The organism is Myxococcales bacterium, assembly GCA_022184915.1.
GTDB lineage: Bacteria > Myxococcota_A > Polyangia > Fen-1088 > Fen-1088 > JAGTJU01.
The window spans coordinates 790,246-812,926 of sequence record JAGTJU010000003.1 but is presented as its reverse complement, the minus strand read 5'-3'; the positions used below and the strand labels follow the sequence as shown (position 1 = coordinate 812,926).

Sequence of the window (22,681 nt, the reverse complement as noted above, 5' to 3'; positions counted from 1 at the left end):
GTTGGACTCAAGGCCAGAGCCAAGCTCGTGTTGACACCTGTTAATTGTACCTAAACCAGGGTGCTCATTCCCCTGGGCGCAAGGGCCTACCTGGGTACCTTAGAGATTTGTCGAGGGAGGGTTCGATGATGAAGCATTCCAATCTGGTCGTGCCCGACCTGCAGGCTGGGCGGCGACGCAGGTTCACCACGCAGGAAAAAGAGGCCATTTTGGCCGAGGCCTGCCGCAACAACGAATCACTGTCCGAGCTCGGGCGTCGCTACGGCATCGCGGTCAGCCTCTTGTTCCGCTGGAAACGCAGCTTGAACTTCGACCCGACCCGCTATAGCTGGGAAACTTCGTCCGCGGCGGAGACCGCCCCTGGGGAGAACCTGGCGACGCGCGTCATCGAACTGGAGTCGACGCTGTCCCGCCTCGTGGCGCACACCCAGAGGCTCGAGGCGCGTCTGGCGCAATTCGAGGCCCTCGCCCCTCGGCTGGGTGGATCAGCCGGAGCCGCCGCAGCCAAGCGCGCGTGACCACCGGGGCTTGCGCCCCCATCGCTCCCCTGCCTTCTCGAAAGGCCCGTCCGCACGAAGCGAACGCAGCCCCCTCAGCCCCAGGTATCGTACTTCTCGAAGAGCATGCTGTAGGTCGCCCGCCCCTGGGTCGCAGAGCGCACGTCGGTGGCGTAACCAAACATGCGACGCAGCGGGACCAGAGCCACGATCATGCGCTGATCTGCACGGAAGCCCACGTCCTCTATCTGTGCGCGGCGGGCGTTCAGATCGCCCAGCACGTCGCCCACATTCGATTCGGGGGCTGAGATCTCCACGCGCATGATTGGCTCGAGCAGTGAGGTGCCCGCCGTGCGCAGTGCCTTGCGAACCGCTTCCCCCATGGCGGCCTTTTGCCCGTTCGGGGTGGACGCCTCGGGCCGGTATTCGAGGCCCGTGATGACCAGTGCCACGTCTTCGAGGGGGTACCCCTCGAGCCCGGAGCCCATCGACTCGCGCGCGCCATCCAGGGCCGCGTCGAGGATGGATTGAGGGGGCTCGATGACCTTGGTTCCGGGCGGCACGTTCGGGGGCGCGATGGCCAGCCGGATTTCGTTGCCCGCCCCGCGCGGCCGCGGCTCGATGTGTACCTTGGCGTGCCCGAAGAGCTTCTCGTTCTCGAGATCGCGCTCGAAGACCGCCTCCACGTCGGCAGGTCCAGAGACAGTCTCTCGATAAACCACCTGGGGCCGGCCCACCGTGGCCTCCACGTTGTACTCACGCTTGAGCCGGTCGACGATGATGTCGAGGTGCAGCTCACCCATGCCCCGAATGATGCTCTGACCCGTGTCAGCGTCTTCCTGGTAGCGGAAGGTGGGATCTTCATCGGCGATCTTCTGCAGCGCGAAGTCCATCTTCTCTTTCTCAGCCGTGGTCTTGGGTTCGATGGCCCGCGTGATCACAGGCTCCTGCGCCACGATCTGATCGAGCAGGATGGGGGCATTCGGGGCGCAGATCGTGTCGCCCGTGCCCGCGTGGCGCAGCCCCATGGCCAGCACGATCTCGCCCGTGCCGGCTTTGTCGAGACGCTCCCTGCGGTTGGCGTGCACGCTGAAGAGCCGCGCGATCTTTTCTTTTTGCCCAAGCCGCACGTTGAGCACTTCGTCGCCGGGCTTCGCGGTGCCGGAGTAGATGCGCAGATAAACGCCCTTGCGGCCCTCGTCCATCTGCACCTTGAAAGCCAAAGCGCAAAACGGCGCGCTGTCGGTGGGTTCACGCGAAGCCGGTTCGTTCGTGCCAGGCACCACGCCCTCGATGGGGGGCACCTCGAGGGGAGAGGGCAGATAGTCCACGACCGCGTCGAGCAGGGGCTGCACGCCCTTGTTTCGCAGCGCAGCCCCGGCGAGCACGGGAACGAGCTTGCACCCCACGGTGCCCTTGCGCAGCGCCGCCTTCAGGGTCTCCTCGGAGATGGCCTGGCCTTCGAGATAGGCGGTGGCCAGGGCGTCGTCGAGATCGGCGACGGCCTCGATGAGCGCCTCGCGCGCCTTGGCGACGTCCTCGGCCATGTCGGCCGGGATCACGTCCTCCCGGGGGGGCTCGGTCTCAGTGCCGCTGAAGTACAGCGCCTTTTCGCGGACCAGGTCCACGACGCCCACGAAGCGGTCTTCGGCGCCGATCGGCAGCTGCACGGGAGCCACGTTGGCCCCAAGGCGGGTCCGGACATCGTCCACCACGCGGGCGAAGTCGGCGCCGGCACGGTCCATCTTGTTGACGAAGGCGATCCGGGGCACGTGGAAACGGTTGGCCTGGCGCCACACGGTCTCGCTCTGCGGCTCCACCCCCGAGACGCCGCAAAACACCACGACGGCTCCGTCGAGCACGCGCAAGGAACGTTCGACCTCGATGGTGAAGTCCACGTGGCCCGGTGTATCGATGAGGTGCAGATCGTGCCCCTTCCATTCGACCGTGGTGGCAGCCGCCGTGATCGTGATGCCCCGCTCCCGCTCCTGAGGCATCCAGTCCATCTGCGCCTCGCCGTCGTGAACCTCGCCAATTTTGTGGATGCGGCCCGACAGGAAGAGGAAGCGCTCACTGACCGTGGTCTTGCCCGCGTCGATGTGGGCCACGATCCCGATGTTACGGGTGCGCAGAAGTTTGGCGGTTTTCGAGGTCTTCGAGCCTGAGGGCGCAGACATGGCGGCCGCAGTATAGGGAACGCGAGCGGGCTGGTCCGCCCCCGCAGTCAAGAAAAAATGGCCCTGAGGGCCCTCTCGCTGGCGGCGCCCGTCCTTGCCGTTGCGCGCCTCCGTGCCCCCAGAACCCCGGAGCGTCGAAGTAGCGAGGCGGCCCCCCATGCACTACGATCAGGGCGTCTTGCGAGATCTGGGAACAGCCCCCCGCGCCAAGGTGGGACCGAACGAGCCCTGCTGGTGCGGCAGTGGGAAAAAGTACAAGCGCTGTCACCGTGACGTGGACGCCGAGGCCGCGCGCACAGGTAGCCCCACGCGGCGAGCCAAGCTGCTCGAGCCCGGCGTGGTCGGCCCGAAACGCCCTGTGCCCGCCGAGATCCCGCGTCCCGATTACGCGGACACGGGGCGCCCTGGCCCCATCAGCCTGCCCGAGGTCAAGGACGCCGGCCGCGTGGCGCGCATGCGCAAGGCCTGCCGAATCGCGGCCGAAGTTCTCGAGAAAACAGCCGCATGGATTCGACCGGGGGTGACCACGGACGAACTCGATGCGATCTGCCACGAGGAGTGCCTGCGCCGGGGCGCGTACCCTAGCCCGCTCAACTACCGCGGCTTCCCAAAGTCACTGTGCACCTCGGTCAACGAGGTGATCTGCCACGGCATCCCCGACGACCGCCCTCTCGAAGAGGGAGACATCATCGACCTCGACGTCACGGTCTATGTGGACGGCATGCACGGTGACACCAACGCCACGTACTTCGTGGGTGCCGTCGACCCTGCCTCACAGCGGCTGGTCGAGGTCACACGCAAGGCGTGCGAGCTCGGCATCGCCGCCGTCAAGCCCGGGGGCATGGTGCGAGACATCGGACGGGCCATCGAAGCGCACGCCAAGGCGCACGATTTGTCCGTGGTGAGGACTTACTGTGGTCATGGCATCGGAGAGGTTTTCCATAGCCGCCTGCAGATCCCGCACTACTTCGACCCACGCGCCACGACTCAGTTCGTGCCGGGTATGACTTTCACCATCGAGCCCATGATCAACGAGGGCACGTGGCGCGATCGTCTGTGGGCGGACGGCTGGACGGTGGTGACGGCAGACGGCCGCCGCTCGGCCCAATTCGAGCACACCGTTTTGGTGACCGAGTCGGGCGTAGAGATCTTGACCCTGCCCGGTTCCGGATAGCGGAGAGAGGGAGCCGTGTCGGTGCCCGTCGCCAAACCTTGGGACTGCCGGCTGCACGAAGCTGAGGTCGAGGTGCGTCCCGCCGAGCGGCGCGTGCTGTGGGTGGTGGGACTAACCCTGGTCACCATGGTGGCCGAGCTGCTGGTGGGATACTGGTCAGGTTCCCTCGCGCTGGTGGCCGATGGCTGGCACATGGCCTCCCACGCCGGCGCGCTTGGGCTCTCGGCCGGTGCGTATTGGCTGGCGCGCGCGCGCGCGACCCACCGGCTCTTCGTTTTTGGCACCGGCAAGGTCTACGCGCTTGCGGGCTACACGAACGCCGTCGCGCTGGCGCTCGTGGCCGTCTGGATGGCCATCGAAGCGTTCGCGCGCCTCCGCAACCCCGAGGCGATCGCCTTTCGCGACGCGCTCCCCGTCGCCGTGATCGGCCTCGTCGTGAACGTCGTCAGCGCCAAGCTGCTCGGCCACCCGCACGAAGAGCACGAAGAGCACGGGGCGCACACGCATCATCACGAACACGCAGAGCCCCTGCACGATCACGATCACCCCGCCGATCACAACCTGCGCGCTGCGTACGCACACGTGCTGGCCGATGCCCTCACGAGCGTGCTCGCCATCGCCGGCTTGGCGGCCGGCCTGTGGCTGGGGTGGACATTCCTCGACCCGCTCATCGCGTTGCTGGGCAGCGCCGTCATCATGCACTGGGCGGTCAAGCTGTGCCGGTCTGCCGCGCGCCAGCTCCTGGACCTGGCGCCTGCAGCGGGCGTCGAGTCGCGCATCCGCGACGCGCTCGGGGCGATCGATGACGTGTGCATCACGGACCTTCACCTCTGGGAGATCGGGCCGAGCCGCTTCGGCTGCGTCGTGTCGATCGTCACCCAACGGCCACGCGACGTCGGCTACTACCGAGAACGGTTGCTGGCGGCCGTGGCTCTGTCCCACCTCACCGTCGAGGTTCACAGGGCCTCGCCCCCACCCGCCACGCCCGCCTGATGTCCTCGTGCGCGCTGGCGCCTCAGCGCGAAAAATCCTAACGTCCCCTGTATGAGCACGCAGACCTCGGAGCAACGGCGGCTGGGCTCGTCGGACCTTTCCGTCAGCACCGTCACACTCGGCGCCTGGGCCCTTGGCGGCTCCATGTGGGGCGGACAGGACGAAAAGCACGCCATCGCAGCGATCGACGCCAGCCTCGCGGCCGGAGTCACGTGCATCGACACGGCGCCCATCTACGGCATGGGCCACTCCGAGACCCTCGTTGGACAAGCCCTGCGGCAGCTACGCACCCCGAGGCAGCAGGTGGTGATCGCCACGAAGTGCGGTCTTGCATGGGACAGCCGCGTCGGCACCTTCAAGTTCGACCTGACCGACGTCGACGGCTCCGTCCACCCCGTTTTCCATGACCTCCGCCCCGAGCGTGTGCGGCAGGAATGCGAAGACAGCCTCCGGCGGCTGCAAGTCGACTACATCGACCTTTACCAAGTTCACTGGCCCGAACCGGCAAAACCCGTGACGGCCGCTCTGGAAACCCTGGCGCAGCTCCGCAACGAGGGGAAGATCCGCTGGATCGGCGTTTCGAACTTCTCAGTGGCCCAGCTCGAGGAGGCCAGCAAGGTGGCGCCGGTCGTCAGCGTTCAACCACCCTACAATCTGCTCGAGCGGGGACTCGAGGCAGCTCTGCTTCCTTGGTGTCGCGAACACGCGGTGGGCGTCATCGCTTACAGCCCCATCGCGCGCGGTTTGCTCTCGGGAAAGTACAAACCCGACCACACGTTCCCCGCCAACGATCACCGCGCCACGGTGCGGTGGTTTCAGCCCGAAGTCAGGCACAAGGTGGACGCCGCGCTCGCTCAGGCGCGTGACATGGCGCACGCACACAGCTGCACGTTGGCGAACCTGGCTGCGGCGTGGGTCATAGGTCAAGCTGGTGTGACCTCGGCGATCGTCGGTGCGCGCAACGCGGAACAGGCTCGCGAAAACGCGCGGGCCATGTCCGTAAAGCTCTCGCAGGAGGACAAGGACGCGCTGTCGCGCACGTTCGCGGGCATATGAACGTCGCGGCCCCTTCGGGCCGCTCCGCTTGACGACCTCCGCGGGTCCGCCAGACTTACCCCTGTGAAGGGCGAGAAGATGGACAACTTCCAGAGCGTGCGTGAGGTCATGGATCGCATCGCCGCGCTGGGTGGGGAGGCGGTGGATTACCTCGAGCACATTGCCGAACACCGCAAAGAAAGCGCGCCGCGCGATGCAATGACGCTCGGGGCGCTCGCGTCCGAGCGGCGGCGTTGGCTGGAGGCGCTCCAGGGCTACCTCCACAACGGGCCGGAAGAGCTGCTGCAGACGTACTTCCAATACACGCCCGAGGTGAGCCTCGATCAAGATCTCCTGGGGAGAATCAGCGGTGGCGACGCCGAAGACATCGTGGGCAGATTCACGGAGTTCGACGAAGCCCTGATCGGCATCTACGCGGATCTCGCGCGCCGCACGGAAGCGCCCGGTGTGATCACGCTGATGGAGAGCTTGCGGCAACAGCAGCTCGAGCAGCAACGCCGAAGCACGGCCCTGCTTCAGGGCGCGCGCGACGTTTGATTCGAGCGACCGCCGGACGGCTCAAGGCCCGCGGCGTTCGGCCGTCCAGTCGTCGAGCTCGGCTTCGCGTCGCCGGGCCTCGTCCTGTTCGGCCTGGGCGCGCTGCCGCGCCTGATGCCGGGCGACCAGTTCCAGGTCTCGCTCAGCTTCGACGAGCGCACGCGCGGCGCCGTCACGAGTCACGAGCGCTGTCGGCACTACGGTCTCGCGGTGCACCCGCGCCGTCCGCTCGGCCAAGCCGCACGCCTCGAAGGCGGCCCGAAGCTCGTCTTCCGCGGCCTGCACCTCGCGGACGGGGCGCGCACCGCTGGCGGACCGCGCACGGCGCTCGTAGTGCCCCCGCGCGGCTTCGTAGGCGGCGTCGAGCGCCGCCTGCGCAGCTTCGGCCCTGGTGAGCGCCTCTTCCGCCGCGACCAGCGCCTGCGCCCTCTCGTCGCGCGTTTGCGACCTCAGGTCGTGCAACCCCTGCAGCTTGTTCGGCGGCCCGCGCACGTCTTCCAGGCTAACACGCCCAAGCTCGCCGGGACGGCGCGCAGGGGAGAGTGCTGTGACACGCAGAGCACGCGCGCCGCCCCGACGAGGCGGCCATTGGTGGAATGACAACCTAAACATCTGTTCAGTCTTTGTCAAGCACGCCGACCCTCGTCTTGCAGTGAGCCGTGTAGCCCCTGCCTCTTAAGGCTTCGCAATCGTGGAGTCGAACGGTTAGTCTGGGCCTGATGAGCACGCCACCGCCACCCGCTTTGCGGCGGTATCGCATCGAGCGCTATCTCACCGAAGGCGGCATGGGAGCCATCTACCTGGGCAAACGCCTCGGGGCCGGTGGGTTCGAAAGACCCGTGGTGCTCAAGCAGCTCTTGCCCGAGTTTACGTCCCGGCCCGAGTTTCGCGATCTGTTCTTCCGCGAGGCGCGCATTTCGGCCTCGCTCGATCACGTAAACATCGTGCGCACCTACGATCTGGTCCGCTCCGACGACACGCTCTTCATCGTCATGGAGTACGTACGGGGAACGGATCTTCGCACGATCAATTGGCGCGCCCGCCTGCGGCGCCGTGCCCTGTCCCCGGCGGCGATCCTGTTCATCGGGCAAGAGATCTTGGCTGGTCTTGCGTACATGCATGGCAAGGCCGACGGCCAGGGCAAACCGCTCGGCATCATCCATCGCGACGTGTCGCCCTCGAACATCCTGTGTTCGGCCCAGGGCGAGGTGAAGCTGTCCGACTTCGGAATCGCCAAGGCCTCGGCCTTCGCCTCGGTGTTCTACCGGGTGCGCGGCAAGGTGGGCTACATGTCTCCCGAGCAAGCCCGCAGCGAGCCCCTCGACGGTCGCAGCGACGCGTTCTCTCTGGCGGTCTGCCTCTTCGAGTCCTTCTTGGGTTCACGTTTGTTCGTCGGCGATCTCCAGACTCCGCCCGAAGAGGTCTACGCAAGAGCGTTGCCCAGCCTGAGGCAGGTGGTGCCCGGCCTTCCGGAGGACGTGGAACAGGTCTTCGCCCGCGCCCTGTGTCGGCAACCCAACGATCGCTTTCGCTCGGCCGCGGAGTTTCACCAGACCTTGCGCGCCGTGTGTCACCACCATGGGCTGGCCTATGGAGCGGCCGATCTGGCGCGCGAGCTCGGCCAGCTCTTGGGCCCGGACCCGGAGAGGTGGGCCCACGACGATAGCGCCGTCAGCGCCGATACGGAACGTCTCGCCGTGGGTGAGGGGCACGGCCACCCGGGTGAAGCTCTGCCCATCGGCAAAGAAGCCACCCCCTTCGATTCCCTGGACAGCCTGCGAGAGACCGCCGCCCGGCACGCCGCCGTGCCCCGCTTTGCCTCGGAATGAACGCCCCGAAGTCGCCCACCCGGATCATCAACCCGGAAGCGCCGATCACGCGCCAGTCTGGTCGCGGTCGCTTCATCGTCCTGCATGGGCAGGATCGGGGGGAGTCTTTCGTCCTCGAGACCAGCCCGCTCCTGCTCGGGTCGGGAAACGACTGCCAACTCCAGCTCACCGATCCCACGGTGTCCCGTCGACACCTCGAGATTCGCCTCGCCGACGGCGGTCTGCTGCTGCGTGACTTGGGTTCGACCAACGGCTCGTTCGTCAAGGGCGCCCGCTTCCGAGAGCTGGAACTGGGCTACGGCATGGAGATCCAGGTGGGGCAGACGGTCATGAAGTACGTGCCCGACGAGCAAGCCGTCGAGGTGCTCCCAGGCGACAAAGAGCGCTTCGGCGCCCTCTTCGGACGCGACCCGAAGATGCGGCGCCTGTTCTCGCTGCTCGAGGACGTCGCGCAGACCGACGCCACGGTTTTGCTCGAGGGTGAGACCGGCACGGGCAAGGAGCTGTTCGCCGAAGAGATCCACCGGCACAGCCACCGCAAAGGACAACCCTTGGTGGTGTTCGATTGCGCGGCGGTGCCCCACGAACTCATCGAGTCTGCGCTCTTCGGGCACGTCAAGGGCGCCTTCACGGGTGCGATCAGCGAGCGACGGGGTGCGTTCGGCGAAGCGGACGGCGGCACGTTGTTTCTCGACGAGATTGGGGAGCTCGGGCTGGATCTGCAGCCCACCTTGCTCCGCGTGCTCGACAAGCAGATGGTTCGCCCCGTCGGAGGCGACGCCTATCGCAAGGTGAACGTGCGCGTGGTGGCCGCCACCAACCGTGATCTGCGCGTGGAGGTCAGCCAGAAGCGATTCAGGGAGGATCTCTATTACCGGCTGGCCGTGGTGCGCATCACCATTCCGCCCTTGCGCGAACGCCACGACGACATTCCCTTGCTCGCGCGTCACTTCGTCAAGGAGATGAGCCATGGCAAGGCACTTCGTGTGCACAAGCACGATCTGGAGCGCCTCAAGCAGCACGGATGGCCGGGCAACGTCCGCGAGTTACGAAACGCCATCGAACGTGTCGTCGCGCTCTGCCGTGACAACGAGCTCGATTTTTCCCAGACCTTCCCGGACGGAGCGCCCTCGAGCACGCCGGCCCCCGCCGAGATCCCCTTCGAGCTTCCCTTCAAGGACGCCAAGGCCGTGATGGTCGATGCCTTCGAGCGCGCGTACCTCGCCAAGCTGCTCGAGACCCACCACGGCAACCTGTCGGCCGCCGCCCGCGCGGCAGAGCTGGACCGCAAGCACCTGCGCGAGCTGCTGCGCAAACACGGTCTGCGCGACCCCGACGCAAGCCTGACGTGATCACCGGCTGAGGGTGATCTTCTTTCGTTGCCCTTCGAGCAGGTCGATCCGGGTGACGTAGCGCTTGAAGCGCCAGGGCACGAACACGGACACCTCGTGTGCACCCGGCGCAAGCGCGATGTCGGCAGGGCACAAGAGCCCTGTCTCCTTCCCATCGACCGAAATGGGATATTTGCCGAGAGCCTGGCACGTCACGCTCACCGCAGCGCTGCCTGGTTCGGGCAGGGTGGCCGGCACGAGGGTCCACGAACGCGTCGCCGGCAGGGTGGCGTGATCCAGCGTCTCCTCGACGGGCAGGTGGCCAGGCAAGACCAACAGGAGCCGCTTGTGTCTCTCCTTGAGCTCGACCGTCGTCGGTGTGACGCCGCGTTCACCGCCGTTGATCCAGACGACGGCGCCTGGGGGGGCGCTCGACAGTTCCACCCGCACGCGGCCCTGCGCGTCCCGGGGCGCGGGTGGGGCCACAGCGGGCTCTGCCGCAGCGAGGGGTGCTGGCAGGGGGCGCGCGACCGGAGGCGGAGCAGGTGCCTGCGCCGGGGGCGGCAGCGCTGGTGGCGACGGAAACGCCTGCGGGCCCACGGCGTCGCCTGACGCTCTTGGCGGGGCCTTGCGCTCCCCCAGCAGATACCCACCAGCCACACCGGTGACGAGCGCCACACACGCGGCCGTGGCCAGCGTGACGATCAGCCGGAGCCGGCCCGTGCTGCGCACCTGGGCCGTGACCAGTTCATGCTCCCAGGCTTCGTTCGAAGAATCGAGCGCGTCCGCCCCTTCCTCGGGTTCGCCCGCGTCCGCAGAGTAGGCGGGCGCCAGGTCCGCGGGCGCACCCGCGGGATCTTCCGGCAAGGGATCCCCCGTGAGCAGCTCCGATCGCAACAGCTGTCGGGCATCCATCTCGACGGTGGGCTCGGCCAAGCCCGGCAGGAATGCCCCCGAAACGCCGGGGGCGTCCAGGTCCCAGGGAAGCGCGGCCCCGACATTTTGGGCCTCGGGCAGCGGGGGAAACACATCTCCGGCGGTCGAGGAGAGCCGCCGAGGCCGTTCGAAGGAATCGCCCAGAAGGGGCCTTAGTTTGCGCCCTTCGAAGGCGTTCGTCTTTGCATCCTCCGAAAAGTCGTTTTCGGGCGGTGGCGCAGCGGGGTCGACCATGGCGTTTGCCTGGCCGGCGGGCCCCGCCCCCGGCGCGAGGCCAGGCGCAAACATTGCCTCGAGCTCACCGGTGGTGAGATTGTCCATGTTGGGGCGTCCCGGAGGCGGCACTGCCCCAGCGGTGGGAACCGGGGGGGGCTTGGGCCGCAGAGCCACCGAACGAGGCGCGCTGGTGACGGCCTGCGACGCCCCCTCGGGCAAGGCCTCCACCAAGTCCTCGACCGACAGCTCGAACATGGCCGACGCCTCGGTGCGCCCCGGGTCCAAGGCCACGGCGCGGAGGTCGCCCGCCGAGAGCGCCACATCTGCCGGGCACGGCGCCATCTCGGTGGTTTGGGCGGCGGCGTTCGGGGCTCGAGGTACCGCCCCCGCCCCGCCCTCGAGAGCAGGCAACACCGCACTTTCGCTGGGCGTGCCCGGGGGGGGCGCGGACAAGCGCCGGGCCAGGGCCGCTAGCAGGGCGCGCACTTCCGTATCCGCCATCCCCGTAGCGATACGCCGCAGCTGGCGCTCCGCCTCACGCGCCGAGGGCCGTTGCGCCGGATCCACACGAAGCAGGCCCGCCAGGGGCACCGCCAACTCGCCAGGAAGCTTCAACAGGGACCGACTGAGCTCCGAACCGCTCCGCACGTCCCGCGAAACCGACGGTCTCGTGCCGGTGCCGAGCTCGACGACGAGCACCCCCAGCGCAAACACGTCCGCGGCCGGCGAGCCCTGTTCAGGCGAGACCAGCTCCGGCGCCGCGTGAGGGCCGGCCGATGGCCTCGGCCCCGGGTCCTCGCTCGAAAGCACGGCCAAGCGCTGGCCGAAATCGACCACCTTGACCGCGCCCCGCAGAGTCAGGAAGACGTTCGAGGGCGTGAGGCCTCCGTGGACGAGCGGGGGGCTTGCCTGGTGCCCCGCCGCGAGCGCCGCCGCCACTTCGGCCCCCACATGAGCCAGAACCCGCGCGGCCACGGCGCGGACCTCGGGTTCGCGGCACAGGCCCTCCCGCAAGGCCGAAAGGTTCACACCTGACAGAAACTCGGTGGCCACGTACACCGTGCCCTCAGGCGCCATTCCGAAGTCGACCACCTGGCCGATCCGCGCCTCTCGCAGGGCCGCCGTACGCGAGGCCACGTCGAGCAGTCTGCGCGCCGCATCTGGCCGAGCCCGGACCGCGGCTACGGGCAGGGTCTTGAGCGCAAACGCCCGCTCGAGCCCTGCCAGGCCCTGGGTGCGCGCCCGGTACGTCACGAAGGGCTCGGGCCCCTCCAGAATCTCCTGGAAGTGGAAGCGCCCAAAGATCCGCGAGGGAGCCCGGGCAGCGGGCGCGTTCGGTCTCATGGAGGCATCCACGGGGTGCTACCATCGACTGATCAATGGGGATTCTGGACCGCCTACTGGACGCCACGCGGACCCTGGGGCAACAGGTCACGGACACGAGCCAAGCCGCCGTGTACGTGCGGCAGCTGCTGCGCGGCAACTACGGCCCCCACGCAGCGAGCGTTGGTCCGCCCGAACACGACACCGCGGCGCCTGACACCCCGCCCGCCCCGGTCCTGCTGCTTCAAGGTTATCTGGCGAACCGGGGCTCGGTGCATCTTTTGGCCAAGCGCCTGCACGAGCGGGGACACGTCGTTCTCACTTACAAGCTGGGGCGGATGAATGTGGGCGACATCCGCGACACAGCGGGTCTCGTGGCCCGCAAGGTGGAGGCGCTCGTCGAGCAGACGGGGGTCGACCGCGTGGACATCGTGGGCCACTCGATGGGCGGCCTCGTGGGGCTCTACTACGTCAAGCGGCTCGGGGGCCGTCACCGCGTGCGCCGCATGGTGCTCTTGGGCTCGCCAGCCGCAGGGACCTGGTCAGCGGTTTTTGGGCTGATCACGGCCCCCCTGGGAGCGGCGAGCCGACAGTTGCTGCCCGGCAGCAGCTTCCTCCGCGAGCTCAAGGAGACGCCCCTGCCTCCGGGGGTCGAATTGGTCACCATTTCGGGGGAGCGGGACTTTTTTGCTCCCGTGCGCACCACGGTCTTGCAGGGGGCCCGGCACATCGAACTGCCCACCACCCACTCGGGACTGCTGGTGGAAGAGCCCGTGGCCGAGGCCCTGGACCGCATCCTGCGAGGCCAGCCCCCGCCGGCGTAGCCCGGGTCGCGACACCGCGCGGACGGCAGACCCCGTCCCGGCCCCGCCCGATTTGGGCCCGGCGGGCGAGCCGTGTGTTGACGGTCCCGCGCACCGGCCTTACCATGGGCTCTAACTGGGCAGACTTACAGCCGAAACACGCGCGTGCACGATCAAGACAACAGCAGCGGACAGGATGCGGCCCTTTGGGCCCTGCGCTTCATTTCCGGCAAGTACCAGGGCGGGGAGTTTCCCCTTCGGCCGAACCGGGAAATCATCATCGGGCGCTCCTCCGACCTCGACATGGTCCTCGTGGAAGACATGGTCTCCCGCAAGCACGCGAAGATCGCCACGAACGAAAAGAACATCACCATCCAGGACTTGGGTTCCACGAACGGCACCTTCGTCAACGGGGAGAAGATCCGCAGCGTCGAGCTGAAAGACGGCGATCGGATTCTGATCGGCACCTCGATCATCAAGCTGGTGGGCCTCAACGGCGAGGTCTCCGCCAACAACCTCTCCGAGACCGAAGCCCGCTCGAAGATGCAGGTGGACGCCACGCGCCGCCCCCCGTCTCGCACGATGTCGGGAAGCATCGAGGAGATCCCGCTGCCGGATCTCATTCAGCTGCTCTCCACCAGCCGGAAGTCGGGTGTTCTCGTGTTGCGCTCGGATCTCGGCACCGGCCGAATCTACTTCCGCACCGGCCAGATCTACTTTGCCAGCATCGACGAAAGCTTCGACGTGAGCCCCCGCAAGGCCATGTACCGCATGCTCTCCTGGACCGCGGGCTTCTTCGAGCTCGAAGCCCCGGACGAGCGAACCGTACTCGAAGAAATACAGGAGTCCACCGAGGCGCTGCTCATGGAGGGCATGCGCCAGATGGACGAGCTGAAGGTGATCGGGGAGAAGCTGCCGGCCCCCTCGTCCGTCATTGCCCTGCCCCGCCCGCTCGAAGCCAAGCTGCGCGACCTCAAACCCGACGAGCTCGATCTCTTTCAGCTCGCGCTCGCGGGTGGCACCCTGCAGAGCCTTTTCGACCGCTCGCGGCTTCCCGATCTCGAAACAGCAGAAGCGCTCAAGCAGCTCATCGAGAAGGGCTACCTTCAAGCCTCGTGACGCGCGCGCCCTGCCGTCCGGGGCCTACGCCGCTCACAAGGTGAAACGCTGACGCTCGGCGGCTGCCACCACGCGCAGCCCGCCTGAAGCCAAGCGCTTGCCCTCATTGGCCAAGGCGTCGACCTCGGCGTCGGTGTAGTCCTGGTCGTAGTGAAAGAGCGCCAGCGTTTTGGCTCCCGCTTCCACGGCACAGGTGACCGCCTGATCGACCGAGGACAGCCCTCGATCGGGATAGCGTCGACCGTCGTCCACGGAAAAGGACGCTTCGTGGATGAGCAAGTCCACCCCGGCCAACAAGCTGCGGCGCCCATCTCCCCGATCGGCACAGGCCCCGTGGCCCGCATACGCCAGCGACCTGCCCCCCTCCTCGATGCGGTAAACGGTGGCCCCGAGCGGGCCGCCCTCACGCGCGGCCCTCACCGTGGCGCTGCCCAAGACCAGCGTGTCGCCCTCGGGCAGGGACGCAAGCGACAGCTGGGCCGCCATGTTCTTGTACGTCTGCACGGGGAAGTATTGAGCGGCCATTTGCCGTTCGAGGATTCCCTCGAGCTCCGCACGCTGCCGGGGGCCACCGTAAATCGTGAACTGATTTCCAGGCACGTAGAACGGCACGAAGAAGGGAAACCCCTGGATGTGATCCCACTGCGCGAGGGACAACAAAATCGTGGCGCGGCCCTTCCCCTTGCCGAAGGGCCCTTCCATGAGAGCGTTGCCCAGGTTTCGCGCGCCGGTGCCGAGATCGAGGATCACGAGCTCGCCGCTGGCCAGGCGCACGGACACGCAGGCTGTGTTGCCTCCGTAGCGGACTGTGCCCGGACCCGGAGACGGGATCGAACCGCGAACGCCCCAGAATGTCACCTCCATCACACGTGCCTCCACATGCTTTCGCTCCCTGCGCTCACGTGGGCCCCAGCCCCACGTCCAGGCCCTCGAAGGCCGCCACCACTTCGAGCCCCGGTGCGTGTCGGGCAGCGTGGGCGCGCGCTTCGTCCCGCATGCGATCCACCTCTTCGTCCGTGCGTTCGGGCGCGTGGTGGAAGAGCGCCAGACGCTTGGCGCCAGCCTGCCTGCAAATCGCGATGGCGTCGGCGGGACGCGAATGCCCGAAGTGGGGAGAGCGCTCGTAATCGGCGTCTGTGAACATCGTGTCGTACACGACCAGGTCGGCCCCCTCGCACAGCCGCACGACCCCCTGCCGTAGCCGGGCGAGATGGGCTTGATCAGAAGATGACAGAGGCTCGTCATCGGCCGGGGGCCTGGCGATGAACTCCTCCCCGAACAAGATCTTCTCGAACGGCGCCGTATCGGAGACGTAGGCCACCTTGCGCCCACCGGCTTCGAGCGCGTACGCCGTGGCCACGTAGGGGTGGTTGAGCTGGGCCGTGGTCACCCTCACATCGGCAATCTCGAAGCGGTGATTGTCGGGCAGTTCACAGAAGTCGACCTCGGCGCGTGCGGTATCGAAGGGGCGCGGGAAGTAGGGAGCTTCCGTTTGTCCCGCAAGGACGGTGCGCAACCGCAGGTCGTCGCGCTTGCGGGCGTAAATGTTGAGGCGGTTGCCCGCCTGATAGAGGGGAGCGAAAAAAGGCAGCCCCTGGATGTGATCCCAGTGCGTGTGGCTGATGAGGATATGGGCATCGCCCTTTCCTTCAGAGGGCGTGCCGCGCACGAGCTGCTTGCCCAGGCGTCTCAGGCCCGTGCCTGCGTCGATGATGACGCGGGTTCCCCCGGACTCCACCTCGACGCAAGACGTGTTGCCGCCATAGCGAACCGTGCCCGACCCTGGCACCGGCACGGAGCCGCGCACGCCCCAAAAGCGCACCCTCACGGGCGCCTCGCCGGAACGAAAGACAACGGGCAGCGCGACTGCACGAAGGCAAACTTACCACCCAGCGGGCCCGACGGGCAAAACCGGGCCACCCCGCCTTACGTCAGAGCCCGAGGCCCTTCAGGATGGCGAAGTACTCGCTGCGTGTGTAGGGCTGATTTAGGATGTGGAACTCCTTGTTTTGGAGTCCCACGCACCCCAGGCAGTACGTGCACTCCGAGCAGTTCGCGCAGGAAACCAGGTACGCTGAGCCGTGGCAGCTTTCGCAATCGATCAGGTGAGAGCAGCCGTGGCAGCCCCCCGAGCGCAGACAATGCGAGCACTCGGTGCAGCCGCGACACGCCTCGCAGTGCGTGCAGTGGTAGCAATCATCGCAACCCGTACAGAACATGCACCGGACGCAGTTCTCGCACGCTTCGCAGTTGAGGCTGGCCTGATTGCCTCCTGGGCCGAGCACCTGTTCGCGGAGCGTGGCGAGGGCGGCCTGGAATTCCTCGAGATCCATGGCGGCGCACTATAGCCGGCCGCAGGCGGCCGAGGCCGCGGCACGTTCCGAATTCGGAGGGCGACGGGGAAATGGGGCAGACGCCAGGCCGCCCTTGCGCGCTGTCGCCCCCCGGAGTAAAGAGGATGCCTCTTTCTGGGCGCGTAGCTCATCTGGATAGAGCACCGGCCTCCGAAGCCGGGGGTAGTGAGTTCGAATCTCGCCGCGCCCACCAAGCCCGTTCCCGCAGGGGAACGGCAGCACGAGCCCGCCGACCTGCCGGCGGTCGATCTCTGCGTGCTCGCCTCACACCGCCTCCAGCGAAGAAGGCTCATGAAGAGCGCGGGAGGCTTTCTTTGTTAGCGGCTCGTTGCTCGCGCCCGCGACCTGCCTTACACTCAAATGGTGTCGGGCCCATCCTCGAAGACCGCCGCGGAGACACCGAAATTGTCAGAGCACTTCCGGCGCACAGACCCCAGATACGACCGGCGCCTGGAAGTCGAGATCCTCGTGGGTTCGACGCGTCTGACCGCGGTTTCCCGCAACGTCTCGCTGGGTGGCATGTTCGTGGAGACCCAGGAGCCTCTGTCGGTGTTTGCCCCGCTCGTCGTGAAGTTCCGGGTGCCGACCCAGCCGGAGCTCATCGAAGTGTCGGGCGAGGTCCGCTGGATCGAGCCCGGCGACGGCATCTGCGGCATGGGCATTCGCTGGGACGGACTCCGTGCCCGCGAGGTCTGGGCCCTGAACCGCTACTTTCAGTCGTGACGAGCGCCGCGAGGTCGTAAACTCGAGCTGTTGAAAACGCTCGACCTGCCCCATCGTCTCGCCGGAGTGCTGGCCGCGGCCGTGTGGGTCGCCTCGCCTTCGATCCACGCCGACGAGGTTCGCTTCGCCGTCGTCAATCTGTCAGGACCCGCGCTGCCCGCCGCCGTCGTGGATGAAGCGGAACGTGAGTACGCGCGTCTTCGTCCCGGCGTCTCCCCGATCGCGGAGCCCACCATGCGGCGCCTCCTCGCGAGCGGCGAAGCGCCGCTCGCGGCGATGAGCCGGCTCGTCGACGAAGCAGAGTCGAAGCGGAACCTGGGCGCTTGCGACGAGGCCATCCCTTTGGCCCGACAAGCCGAAGAGGTGGCCCTCAACGCCGTGTCGGTCGACGACAACCGTGACCCCCTCAAGCGCATCTACACGGTGCTCGTGGCTTGTGAAGAAAGCCTTGGCCGTGCGGAGCCTCGGGACCGGGCCGCACGCCGCCTCCGCGCGCTGGTTGGGATGAAGCCCGACGCGCTTTCCCAGGAGCTTTGGGATGCCCACGTCGCCAACGCGGTCGCCGCCCCACCCAGCGTCGAACTCCAGGTAGACAGTGAACCCCCGAACGCGCAGATCATCCTGAACTTCCACAGCGAAGGCGCCACCCCACGCACCTTGAAGGTCCCCCCCGGAGAGCTGCTCGTGGAGATCCAAAAAGACGGCTACAAAAAAGCGTTTCGGCGCCTTGAACTCACCGAGTCCAGGCCCGAACGAACCGTCTTCAGATTGACGGACCTGCGCCACGATCGCACCGACCTTGCCGTGAATGCGCTCGGCATCTTGTCCGAAGAGGAAGACCTGGCTCAGCGACAGGGCACGCTGGCGCGCCTTGCCCAGGGTGCGCGCGTCGACACCTTGGTTTTGCTTCGCACCGCTGACAGTGGGCTACGCATACGGTTCTTCGACGCCGAGCGTGGGGCCTTGGCGCAGGAGGTGATCGAGTCGGCTTTCGACGCAGAGACGGGACGTATCGAGGCCCTGGCCGCGCGCGAGACACCGAAGTCCGCCCGGCCCGCGGGCGGCCGTCCGGGCGTCCTGGCGCCGGTAGGCAAAGATGGCCGCGCCGCAAAGGGCAGCCCGGGCCTTCCGCAGGTGCGAAATGATACGGAGACCGGCCTCGCACAAACCTACAAGGAACCCGCCGCCGTTCGGCGCCCCAACACGGGCAAAGCGCCCTGGTGGGGGTGGCTGATCGCGGCCGCGGTCGCCGGCGCCATCGCCACGGCGGTCATCGTCGACCAGCCGCGCCGAAGCGACACCATCGACGTCAACGCCCGGTTCTGACTCTCCACCCCCATGCCCCCCGCCGCAGGAAAGCCCGTTGCATGGACGCGTCGGATCCTGGGCTTTGGCCTGGCTTCGGCGCTGTGGGCCATGGCCTCCGGGGCGCTGTGGGCCTCCCGCCCGCCTCAAGGACTGCCCAGCGCCCCGAGCGCTCCCGATCCGAGGCCGCTCGCGGCCCCCCTGCGAGGCCACGGATCTCCTCCCGGGTGGCCGCCTCCCGGGACGGATGCCGACACCGAGGCGTCACCGGCGCGGGAGCCCCCCGAGCCGCCCGCGCGGCAGGGGCCTGCCACGTGGGGACCGCCCCGCAGGCAAAAGGGGGTGGCGCTCGGCCTCTTCGCCGAAGACGTGAGCTTCTCCTACGCACCCTTACTCGCCGAGATCGCGGCGCTGGGAGCCACCCACGTGGCGCTCATCGTCCCGATTTATCAGGAGCACGGCGCCTCGACGTCGCTCTATCTGCACACCCGCTACTCGCCTAGCCTCGAGGTGGTCGCCGACACCGCCCGACTGGCCCGCCGGGAGGGCCTCGAGGTGACCCTGTTTCCGATCGTACGTCTCGAACGCCCCCGCACGCCCACCGAGTGGCGCGGCACCCTGGCACCGGCCGATGAAGCCGCTTGGTTCAAAAGCTACGAGAAGCTTCTCGGATCGTTGGCCGCACTGGGCAGCTTCACGGGCGCCAGCCGCCTGGTGGTGGGCAGCGAACTTTCCACGCTCGACGGTCACGTGGACGCGTGGCGCGCTCTCATCACCCGTGTCCGCGCCGTGTTTTCCGGCACGTTGGTGTACTCGGCCAATTGGGATCACTACCGGGACGCAGGCGTGTTGGATCTGGTGGATGAGGCGGGGATCACGGGGTACTTCGATCTGCGCAAGCCCGACGGGCCCGCCGACGTGGCGAGCCTGGCCGCGCGCTGGCGGCTGGTGCGTGGAACCTTGGAAGCGTGGGCTGCGACCCGGAAACAGCCCTGGCTGTTGACCGAGCTCGGTTACCGCTCCCGCGCCGGCGCCAGCGCCACGCCGTGGGATGAGACAGCCGGAGGCACGCCCGACCTGGACGAGCAGCGGCGCGCCTTTTTGGCCTTCCGCCTGGCCTTCAGCGAGGGCGGCACCCTGGCGGGGCTCTACGTGTGGAACTGGTACGGCTACGGAGGCCCTGGCACCCTCGGCTACACGCCGAGAGGCAAGCCCGCGGAAGCCGAGGTGAAGCAGCTGCTCGAAGCGCTTTGAGTGCTTTTTGAAACAAAGACCTCGGGCTTTTTCGTGCTAGTTTCGGGACGTGCACGCCTGGCACGACATTTATGTCGACGACAAGATCGTCGAAGACACGTTTCCCGTGGTGATCGAGGTCCCCAAGGGAAGCAAGAACAAGTACGAGCTGGACAAAGAAACCGGCTTTCTCCGGCTCGACCGCGTGCTGTACAGCGCGGTCCACTACCCGGCGAACTACGGCTTCATTCCACGCACTTTTTGCGACGACGGCGACCCGCTCGACGCTTTGGTGCTGGGCCAAGAGCCGGTGGATCCCTTGGTGGTCGTCGAGGCGCGCGCCATCGGGCTCATGCGCATGCGTGACGACAAGGGCCTCGACGACAAAATCATCGCCGTGTCGGTGCACGACCCAGCTGTGTCCGATTACAGCAGCCACAAGCAGCTTCCGGCGCACGTGGGCCGCGAGATCAAGCGCTTCTTTCAGGACTACAAAGTCCTCGAGAACAAGATGGTCGAGGTAGAGGACCTGCTGGGACCGGACGAGGCCCTCACCGTCATTCGGGAGGCCCTCGACCTTTACCGCAAACTTCGTCGCGGCGAAGTCAACAAGCGTTGACGGGTCCGGCCGTGCTAGAGGCGGCCGTCGAAAAGCCTGACCCCCGGGTGAGGCAGGCTGCGGTCGAGCGGCTCTCCCGACACCGGGTGACGTAGGCCGGAGCGAGCCACCTCTGCCAGCGGGACGCGGACGAAAGGCCGCTCGAGGAGCCGCGGATGGGGGAGTTCCAGGAAAAGCGAGTCGCTCGTCTGATCCTCGTAAAGGAGCACGTCGATGTCGATGGCGCGGGAGGCCCATCGCGCAGCGGTGTCGCGGTTTCTCCCGAGGCTCCGCTCGATGGAGAGCACAAGACGCAGCAACGCCTCGGGCGCCAACACGGTTGCAACGCGCAGGGCCGCATTGAGGTAGGGCGGCTGAGGTTCCTTGGCCACGGCATCGGTTTCGTAGACGGGGGAACGCGCCTCGATCCGAACCCCCGAGGCCAGGAGCCGCTCACAGGCCTTGTTCAGGTTACCGAGCCGGTCGCCCAGGTTGGCACCCAGGGCGAGGTAGGCTTCGTGCAAGCGCGACGCGTCCTTTGCGTGGTCGGACATCGCCCGCAGGCTATGCGGCAGCGAAGGCCATGGCGAGGTTCAGGCGGGGAAAAAGGGCCCGGCCTGTCGCTTCTGTTCCGCGCGCAGAGCGGCCCCCCGCGGCCACGGTTGCGGCAACCGCCTTCCGGGGCTAAAACGGGCAGGTGCCGCTCATCTCGACCTCCTCCCGACTTGGTTTCGTGCTTTCGGGCGCGTTGTGGTCGGCGCTCGCGCTCCTGGGGCTCGGCGCGTGCGGCAACAAGATCGGCGACAGCTGCACCACCAGCATCGATTGCAGCATCGAGGGGTCACGCGCCTGCGACATCTCCCAGCCGGGCGGCTATTGCACGGTTCAGGGCTGCGACCGGACCTCGTGCCCGGACGAGGCGATCTGCGTGCGGTTCTTCCCTTCGATGTACCTGACCAAGCCCTGCGACCCCAAAACCGAGGACTTCGGGTCGGACGATTGTGCGGCTGACGAGCTCTGCCTCGAAAGCGGCCTCTGCGCCCCCCGCGCGAGCGAACGGCGCTACTGCGCCCTCTCTTGCAGCGACGGCGGGGACTGCCGGGACGGTTACGACTGCCGCTTGGTCGGCGAGCGCGGGAGCAGCTCGCTCGATCCGAAAGCGATAGGCCGCGCGAAGTTCTGCGCCCCGCGGGGCTGAGCGCGCCACGCCGGGCGCCGGTGCGTCCTCGACGGGCCGGCGCTCAAGACTCGGCACCTGACCGCCGATGCTCTCCCGGTCGTGCTTTCGTCGCCGCGGCTCGCGTGGTTCGTGTTGTCGCTCGTGGGGGCAGCCACGGCCCTCGACGGATGCCAGGTGCCAAACCCCGCGTACGACGGTGCCGAGGAACCCGCCCCCGACACCGCGCCAGGAGGCTTGCCCGGGGACGCAGCCCCGAGCGCCGACGGCCCCACGGGGGGCGCTTCGCCGCCCCTGCCCAACGGCGGAGCCCCGGGACGAGATGACGCGGGAACGGGCGCCGGGGGAAACGGCGCCGGGGGCACGGCCATGGGCGGATCCGCAGCGGGAGGGGCCGCAGCGGGCGGCTTTGCAGCGGGAGGGGCCGCAGCGGGCGGCTTTGCAGCGGGAGGGGCCGCAGCGGGCGGCTTCGCAGCGGGAGGGGCCGCAGCGGGCGGCTTCGCGGGGGAGGCGGGCGGCTTCGCAGGAGAGGCGGGCGTCGGCCTCGTGGTAGATGCAGGGATAGGCGGCGCGGGTGGTGGGGCGGACGCGGGAGCGGGGGGCGTCAGCTGGCCCGCGTTGCGCGGCATCGTGGTGGACCTCGACCTTGGGGCGACCACCCCCTTGGTCCTCGATCGCTCGGGATATGGGAACCACCTGGCGTTGTCGTGTGACACCCCCTGCAAAAACGGCGACGTCTTGAACCACGACGAGGGCGGGCGCATCGCCACCGCTTTCAAGTGGCAGCATCGAGGCACCATCGCCGCGTCACCCTCGCTCAACGCCACCAATGGTGCCTGGACGGTGGCCACTTGGGTCTATCGGCGCCTCGAGCCCGGGCGGAAGACCTACTTCGCTCGTCCGACGGACGATTTCCAGAACGTGGTGTTTCAGCTCGATCTCGACACGACCGGAAGCATCTTCGTGCGTGCGGGCTCCTGGCGCGTCGGACCCAGCGTCGTCCTTCCGTTGAGGACCTGGACACACGTGGCGGTCACCTTCGACGGCTTCGTGCTTCAGTTGTTCGTCAACGGCACCTCCGTGGCCACGGCCTTGGTGACAGGGCAAGCGAGCCCCGTGGCCACGACGTCACCCCTCTTCGTGGGGGCGTCTGCGGGTGACTCCACCTCCGCAGAGTACGCTGACGCTTCGTTCGATACGTTCCAGGTTTACGCGGGCGCCCTCCGCGACCTTGAGATCCGTAGCCTCGCAGAGGCCAAGCCCCCCTGAGCCCATGCACGGGGACGCGGACGACGGCGGG

Annotated in this window: 23 protein-coding genes and 1 tRNA gene; 17 read left to right on the top strand and 7 right to left on the bottom strand. The window is 67.6% G+C overall.

The features are described 5' to 3' along the window. Positions 1-125: 125 nt before the first annotated feature. The gene (locus KA712_14960) at positions 126-518 is read left to right on the top strand and encodes a transposase (protein MCG5054262.1); all 393 of its coding nucleotides are present in this window, start codon (positions 126-128) and stop codon (positions 516-518) included. Positions 519-592: 74 nt separating this feature from the next. Here KA712_14960 and fusA read toward each other — a convergent pair whose 3' ends face one another. Then, on the bottom strand, positions 593-2,674 hold the full coding sequence (gene fusA, locus KA712_14955; GenBank protein ID MCG5054261.1) for an elongation factor G: 2,082 nt from the start codon (positions 2,672-2,674) through the stop codon (positions 593-595). A 157-nt stretch (positions 2,675-2,831) separates the two neighbouring features. On the opposite strand from fusA, the gene map reads away from it, so the two are divergent. The 4 genes from map to KA712_14935 all read left to right on the top strand — a co-directional run bounded on the left by map (position 2,832) and on the right by KA712_14935 (position 6,434). Next, positions 2,832-3,848, top strand: coding sequence for a type I methionyl aminopeptidase (map, locus tag KA712_14950; protein ID MCG5054260.1), 1,017 nt, complete (start codon positions 2,832-2,834; stop codon positions 3,846-3,848). A 15-nt stretch (positions 3,849-3,863) separates the two neighbouring features. Next, the gene (gene dmeF / locus KA712_14945; GenBank protein ID MCG5054259.1) at positions 3,864-4,841 is read left to right on the top strand and encodes a CDF family Co(II)/Ni(II) efflux transporter DmeF; all 978 of its coding nucleotides are present in this window, start codon (positions 3,864-3,866) and stop codon (positions 4,839-4,841) included. A 51-nt stretch (positions 4,842-4,892) separates the two neighbouring features. After that, positions 4,893-5,897: an aldo/keto reductase gene (locus tag KA712_14940; protein ID MCG5054258.1), complete on the top strand. Its 1,005-nt coding sequence runs from the start codon at positions 4,893-4,895 to the stop codon at positions 5,895-5,897. Between the two features lie 78 nt (positions 5,898-5,975). Next, positions 5,976-6,434: a hypothetical protein gene (locus tag KA712_14935; GenBank protein ID MCG5054257.1), complete on the top strand. Its 459-nt coding sequence runs from the start codon at positions 5,976-5,978 to the stop codon at positions 6,432-6,434. A 21-nt stretch (positions 6,435-6,455) separates the two neighbouring features. Here the strand turns inward: KA712_14935 and KA712_14930 are convergent, their stop codons facing one another. Next, positions 6,456-6,926, bottom strand: a complete 471-nt coding sequence (locus KA712_14930; protein ID MCG5054256.1) for a hypothetical protein — start codon at positions 6,924-6,926, stop codon at positions 6,456-6,458. A 227-nt stretch (positions 6,927-7,153) separates the two neighbouring features. Between KA712_14930 and KA712_14925 the strand changes: the two genes are divergently transcribed. Next, on the top strand, positions 7,154-8,263 hold the full coding sequence (locus tag KA712_14925) for a serine/threonine protein kinase (GenBank protein ID MCG5054255.1): 1,110 nt from the start codon (positions 7,154-7,156) through the stop codon (positions 8,261-8,263). Continuing rightward, the gene (locus KA712_14920) at positions 8,260-9,615 is read left to right on the top strand and encodes a sigma 54-interacting transcriptional regulator (GenBank protein ID MCG5054254.1); all 1,356 of its coding nucleotides are present in this window, start codon (positions 8,260-8,262) and stop codon (positions 9,613-9,615) included. The genes KA712_14925 and KA712_14920 overlap by 4 nt, the downstream gene beginning before the upstream one ends. Here the strand turns inward: KA712_14920 and KA712_14915 are convergent, their stop codons facing one another. Beyond that, entirely contained in the window at positions 9,616-12,090 is a 2,475-nt protein-coding gene (locus tag KA712_14915) for a PEGA domain-containing protein (protein ID MCG5054253.1), read from the bottom strand. It abuts the gene before it with no gap. Positions 12,091-12,125: 35 nt separating this feature from the next. Between KA712_14915 and KA712_14910 the strand changes: the two genes are divergently transcribed. Both KA712_14910 and KA712_14905 read left to right on the top strand, forming a co-directional pair. Then, positions 12,126-12,893, top strand: a complete 768-nt coding sequence (locus KA712_14910; protein ID MCG5054252.1) for an alpha/beta fold hydrolase — start codon at positions 12,126-12,128, stop codon at positions 12,891-12,893. A gap of 144 nt (positions 12,894-13,037) precedes the next feature. Further along, positions 13,038-13,991: a DUF4388 domain-containing protein gene (locus tag KA712_14905; protein ID MCG5054251.1), complete on the top strand. Its 954-nt coding sequence runs from the start codon at positions 13,038-13,040 to the stop codon at positions 13,989-13,991. A 33-nt stretch (positions 13,992-14,024) separates the two neighbouring features. On the opposite strand, the gene KA712_14900 is transcribed toward KA712_14905, so the two are convergent. From KA712_14900 to KA712_14890, 3 genes are all read right to left on the bottom strand, one after another. Further along, positions 14,025-14,855 (bottom strand): MBL fold metallo-hydrolase, encoded by an 831-nt coding sequence (locus KA712_14900; GenBank protein ID MCG5054250.1) that lies wholly within the window; start codon positions 14,853-14,855, stop codon positions 14,025-14,027. A gap of 34 nt (positions 14,856-14,889) precedes the next feature. Next, positions 14,890-15,819: an MBL fold metallo-hydrolase gene (locus tag KA712_14895; protein ID MCG5054249.1), complete on the bottom strand. Its 930-nt coding sequence runs from the start codon at positions 15,817-15,819 to the stop codon at positions 14,890-14,892. Positions 15,820-15,922: 103 nt separating this feature from the next. Further along, positions 15,923-16,324 carry a caib/baif family protein gene (locus KA712_14890; protein MCG5054248.1) on the bottom strand — a complete coding sequence of 134 codons (402 nt, stop codon included), beginning with the start codon at positions 16,322-16,324 and terminating at the stop codon, positions 15,923-15,925. Positions 16,325-16,461: 137 nt separating this feature from the next. Here KA712_14890 and KA712_14885 point away from each other — a divergent pair. The 6 genes from KA712_14885 (at position 16,462) to KA712_14860 (ending at position 20,225) form a co-directional block, all read left to right on the top strand. Next, positions 16,462-16,538, top strand: a tRNA-Arg gene (locus KA712_14885). After that, complete coding sequence (locus tag KA712_14880; protein ID MCG5054247.1) at positions 16,511-16,666, top strand: hypothetical protein; 156 nt, start codon at positions 16,511-16,513, stop codon at positions 16,664-16,666. Before KA712_14885 ends, KA712_14880 begins: the two co-directional genes overlap by 28 nt. A gap of 84 nt (positions 16,667-16,750) precedes the next feature. Next, a complete protein-coding gene (locus tag KA712_14875; GenBank protein MCG5054246.1) occupies positions 16,751-17,068 on the top strand; it encodes a PilZ domain-containing protein in 318 nt (105 codons plus the stop codon). Positions 17,069-17,098: 30 nt separating this feature from the next. Further along, positions 17,099-18,394 carry a PEGA domain-containing protein gene (locus KA712_14870; protein ID MCG5054245.1) on the top strand — a complete coding sequence of 432 codons (1,296 nt, stop codon included), beginning with the start codon at positions 17,099-17,101 and terminating at the stop codon, positions 18,392-18,394. 12 nt (positions 18,395-18,406) lie between these two features. Further along, positions 18,407-19,627 carry a hypothetical protein gene (locus KA712_14865; GenBank protein MCG5054244.1) on the top strand — a complete coding sequence of 407 codons (1,221 nt, stop codon included), beginning with the start codon at positions 18,407-18,409 and terminating at the stop codon, positions 19,625-19,627. A gap of 49 nt (positions 19,628-19,676) precedes the next feature. Then, positions 19,677-20,225 (top strand): inorganic diphosphatase, encoded by a 549-nt coding sequence (locus tag KA712_14860; protein MCG5054243.1) that lies wholly within the window; start codon positions 19,677-19,679, stop codon positions 20,223-20,225. Positions 20,226-20,239: 14 nt separating this feature from the next. Here KA712_14860 and folK read toward each other — a convergent pair whose 3' ends face one another. Then, positions 20,240-20,758: a 2-amino-4-hydroxy-6-hydroxymethyldihydropteridine diphosphokinase gene (gene folK, locus KA712_14855; GenBank protein ID MCG5054242.1), complete on the bottom strand. Its 519-nt coding sequence runs from the start codon at positions 20,756-20,758 to the stop codon at positions 20,240-20,242. A gap of 143 nt (positions 20,759-20,901) precedes the next feature. On the opposite strand from folK, the gene KA712_14850 reads away from it, so the two are divergent. Beyond that, positions 20,902-21,402 (top strand): hypothetical protein, encoded by a 501-nt coding sequence (locus KA712_14850; GenBank protein ID MCG5054241.1) that lies wholly within the window; start codon positions 20,902-20,904, stop codon positions 21,400-21,402. Between the two features lie 81 nt (positions 21,403-21,483). Next, positions 21,484-22,650, top strand: a complete 1,167-nt coding sequence (locus KA712_14845; GenBank protein ID MCG5054240.1) for a LamG domain-containing protein — start codon at positions 21,484-21,486, stop codon at positions 22,648-22,650. The last annotated feature ends 31 nt before the right edge of the window (positions 22,651-22,681 follow it).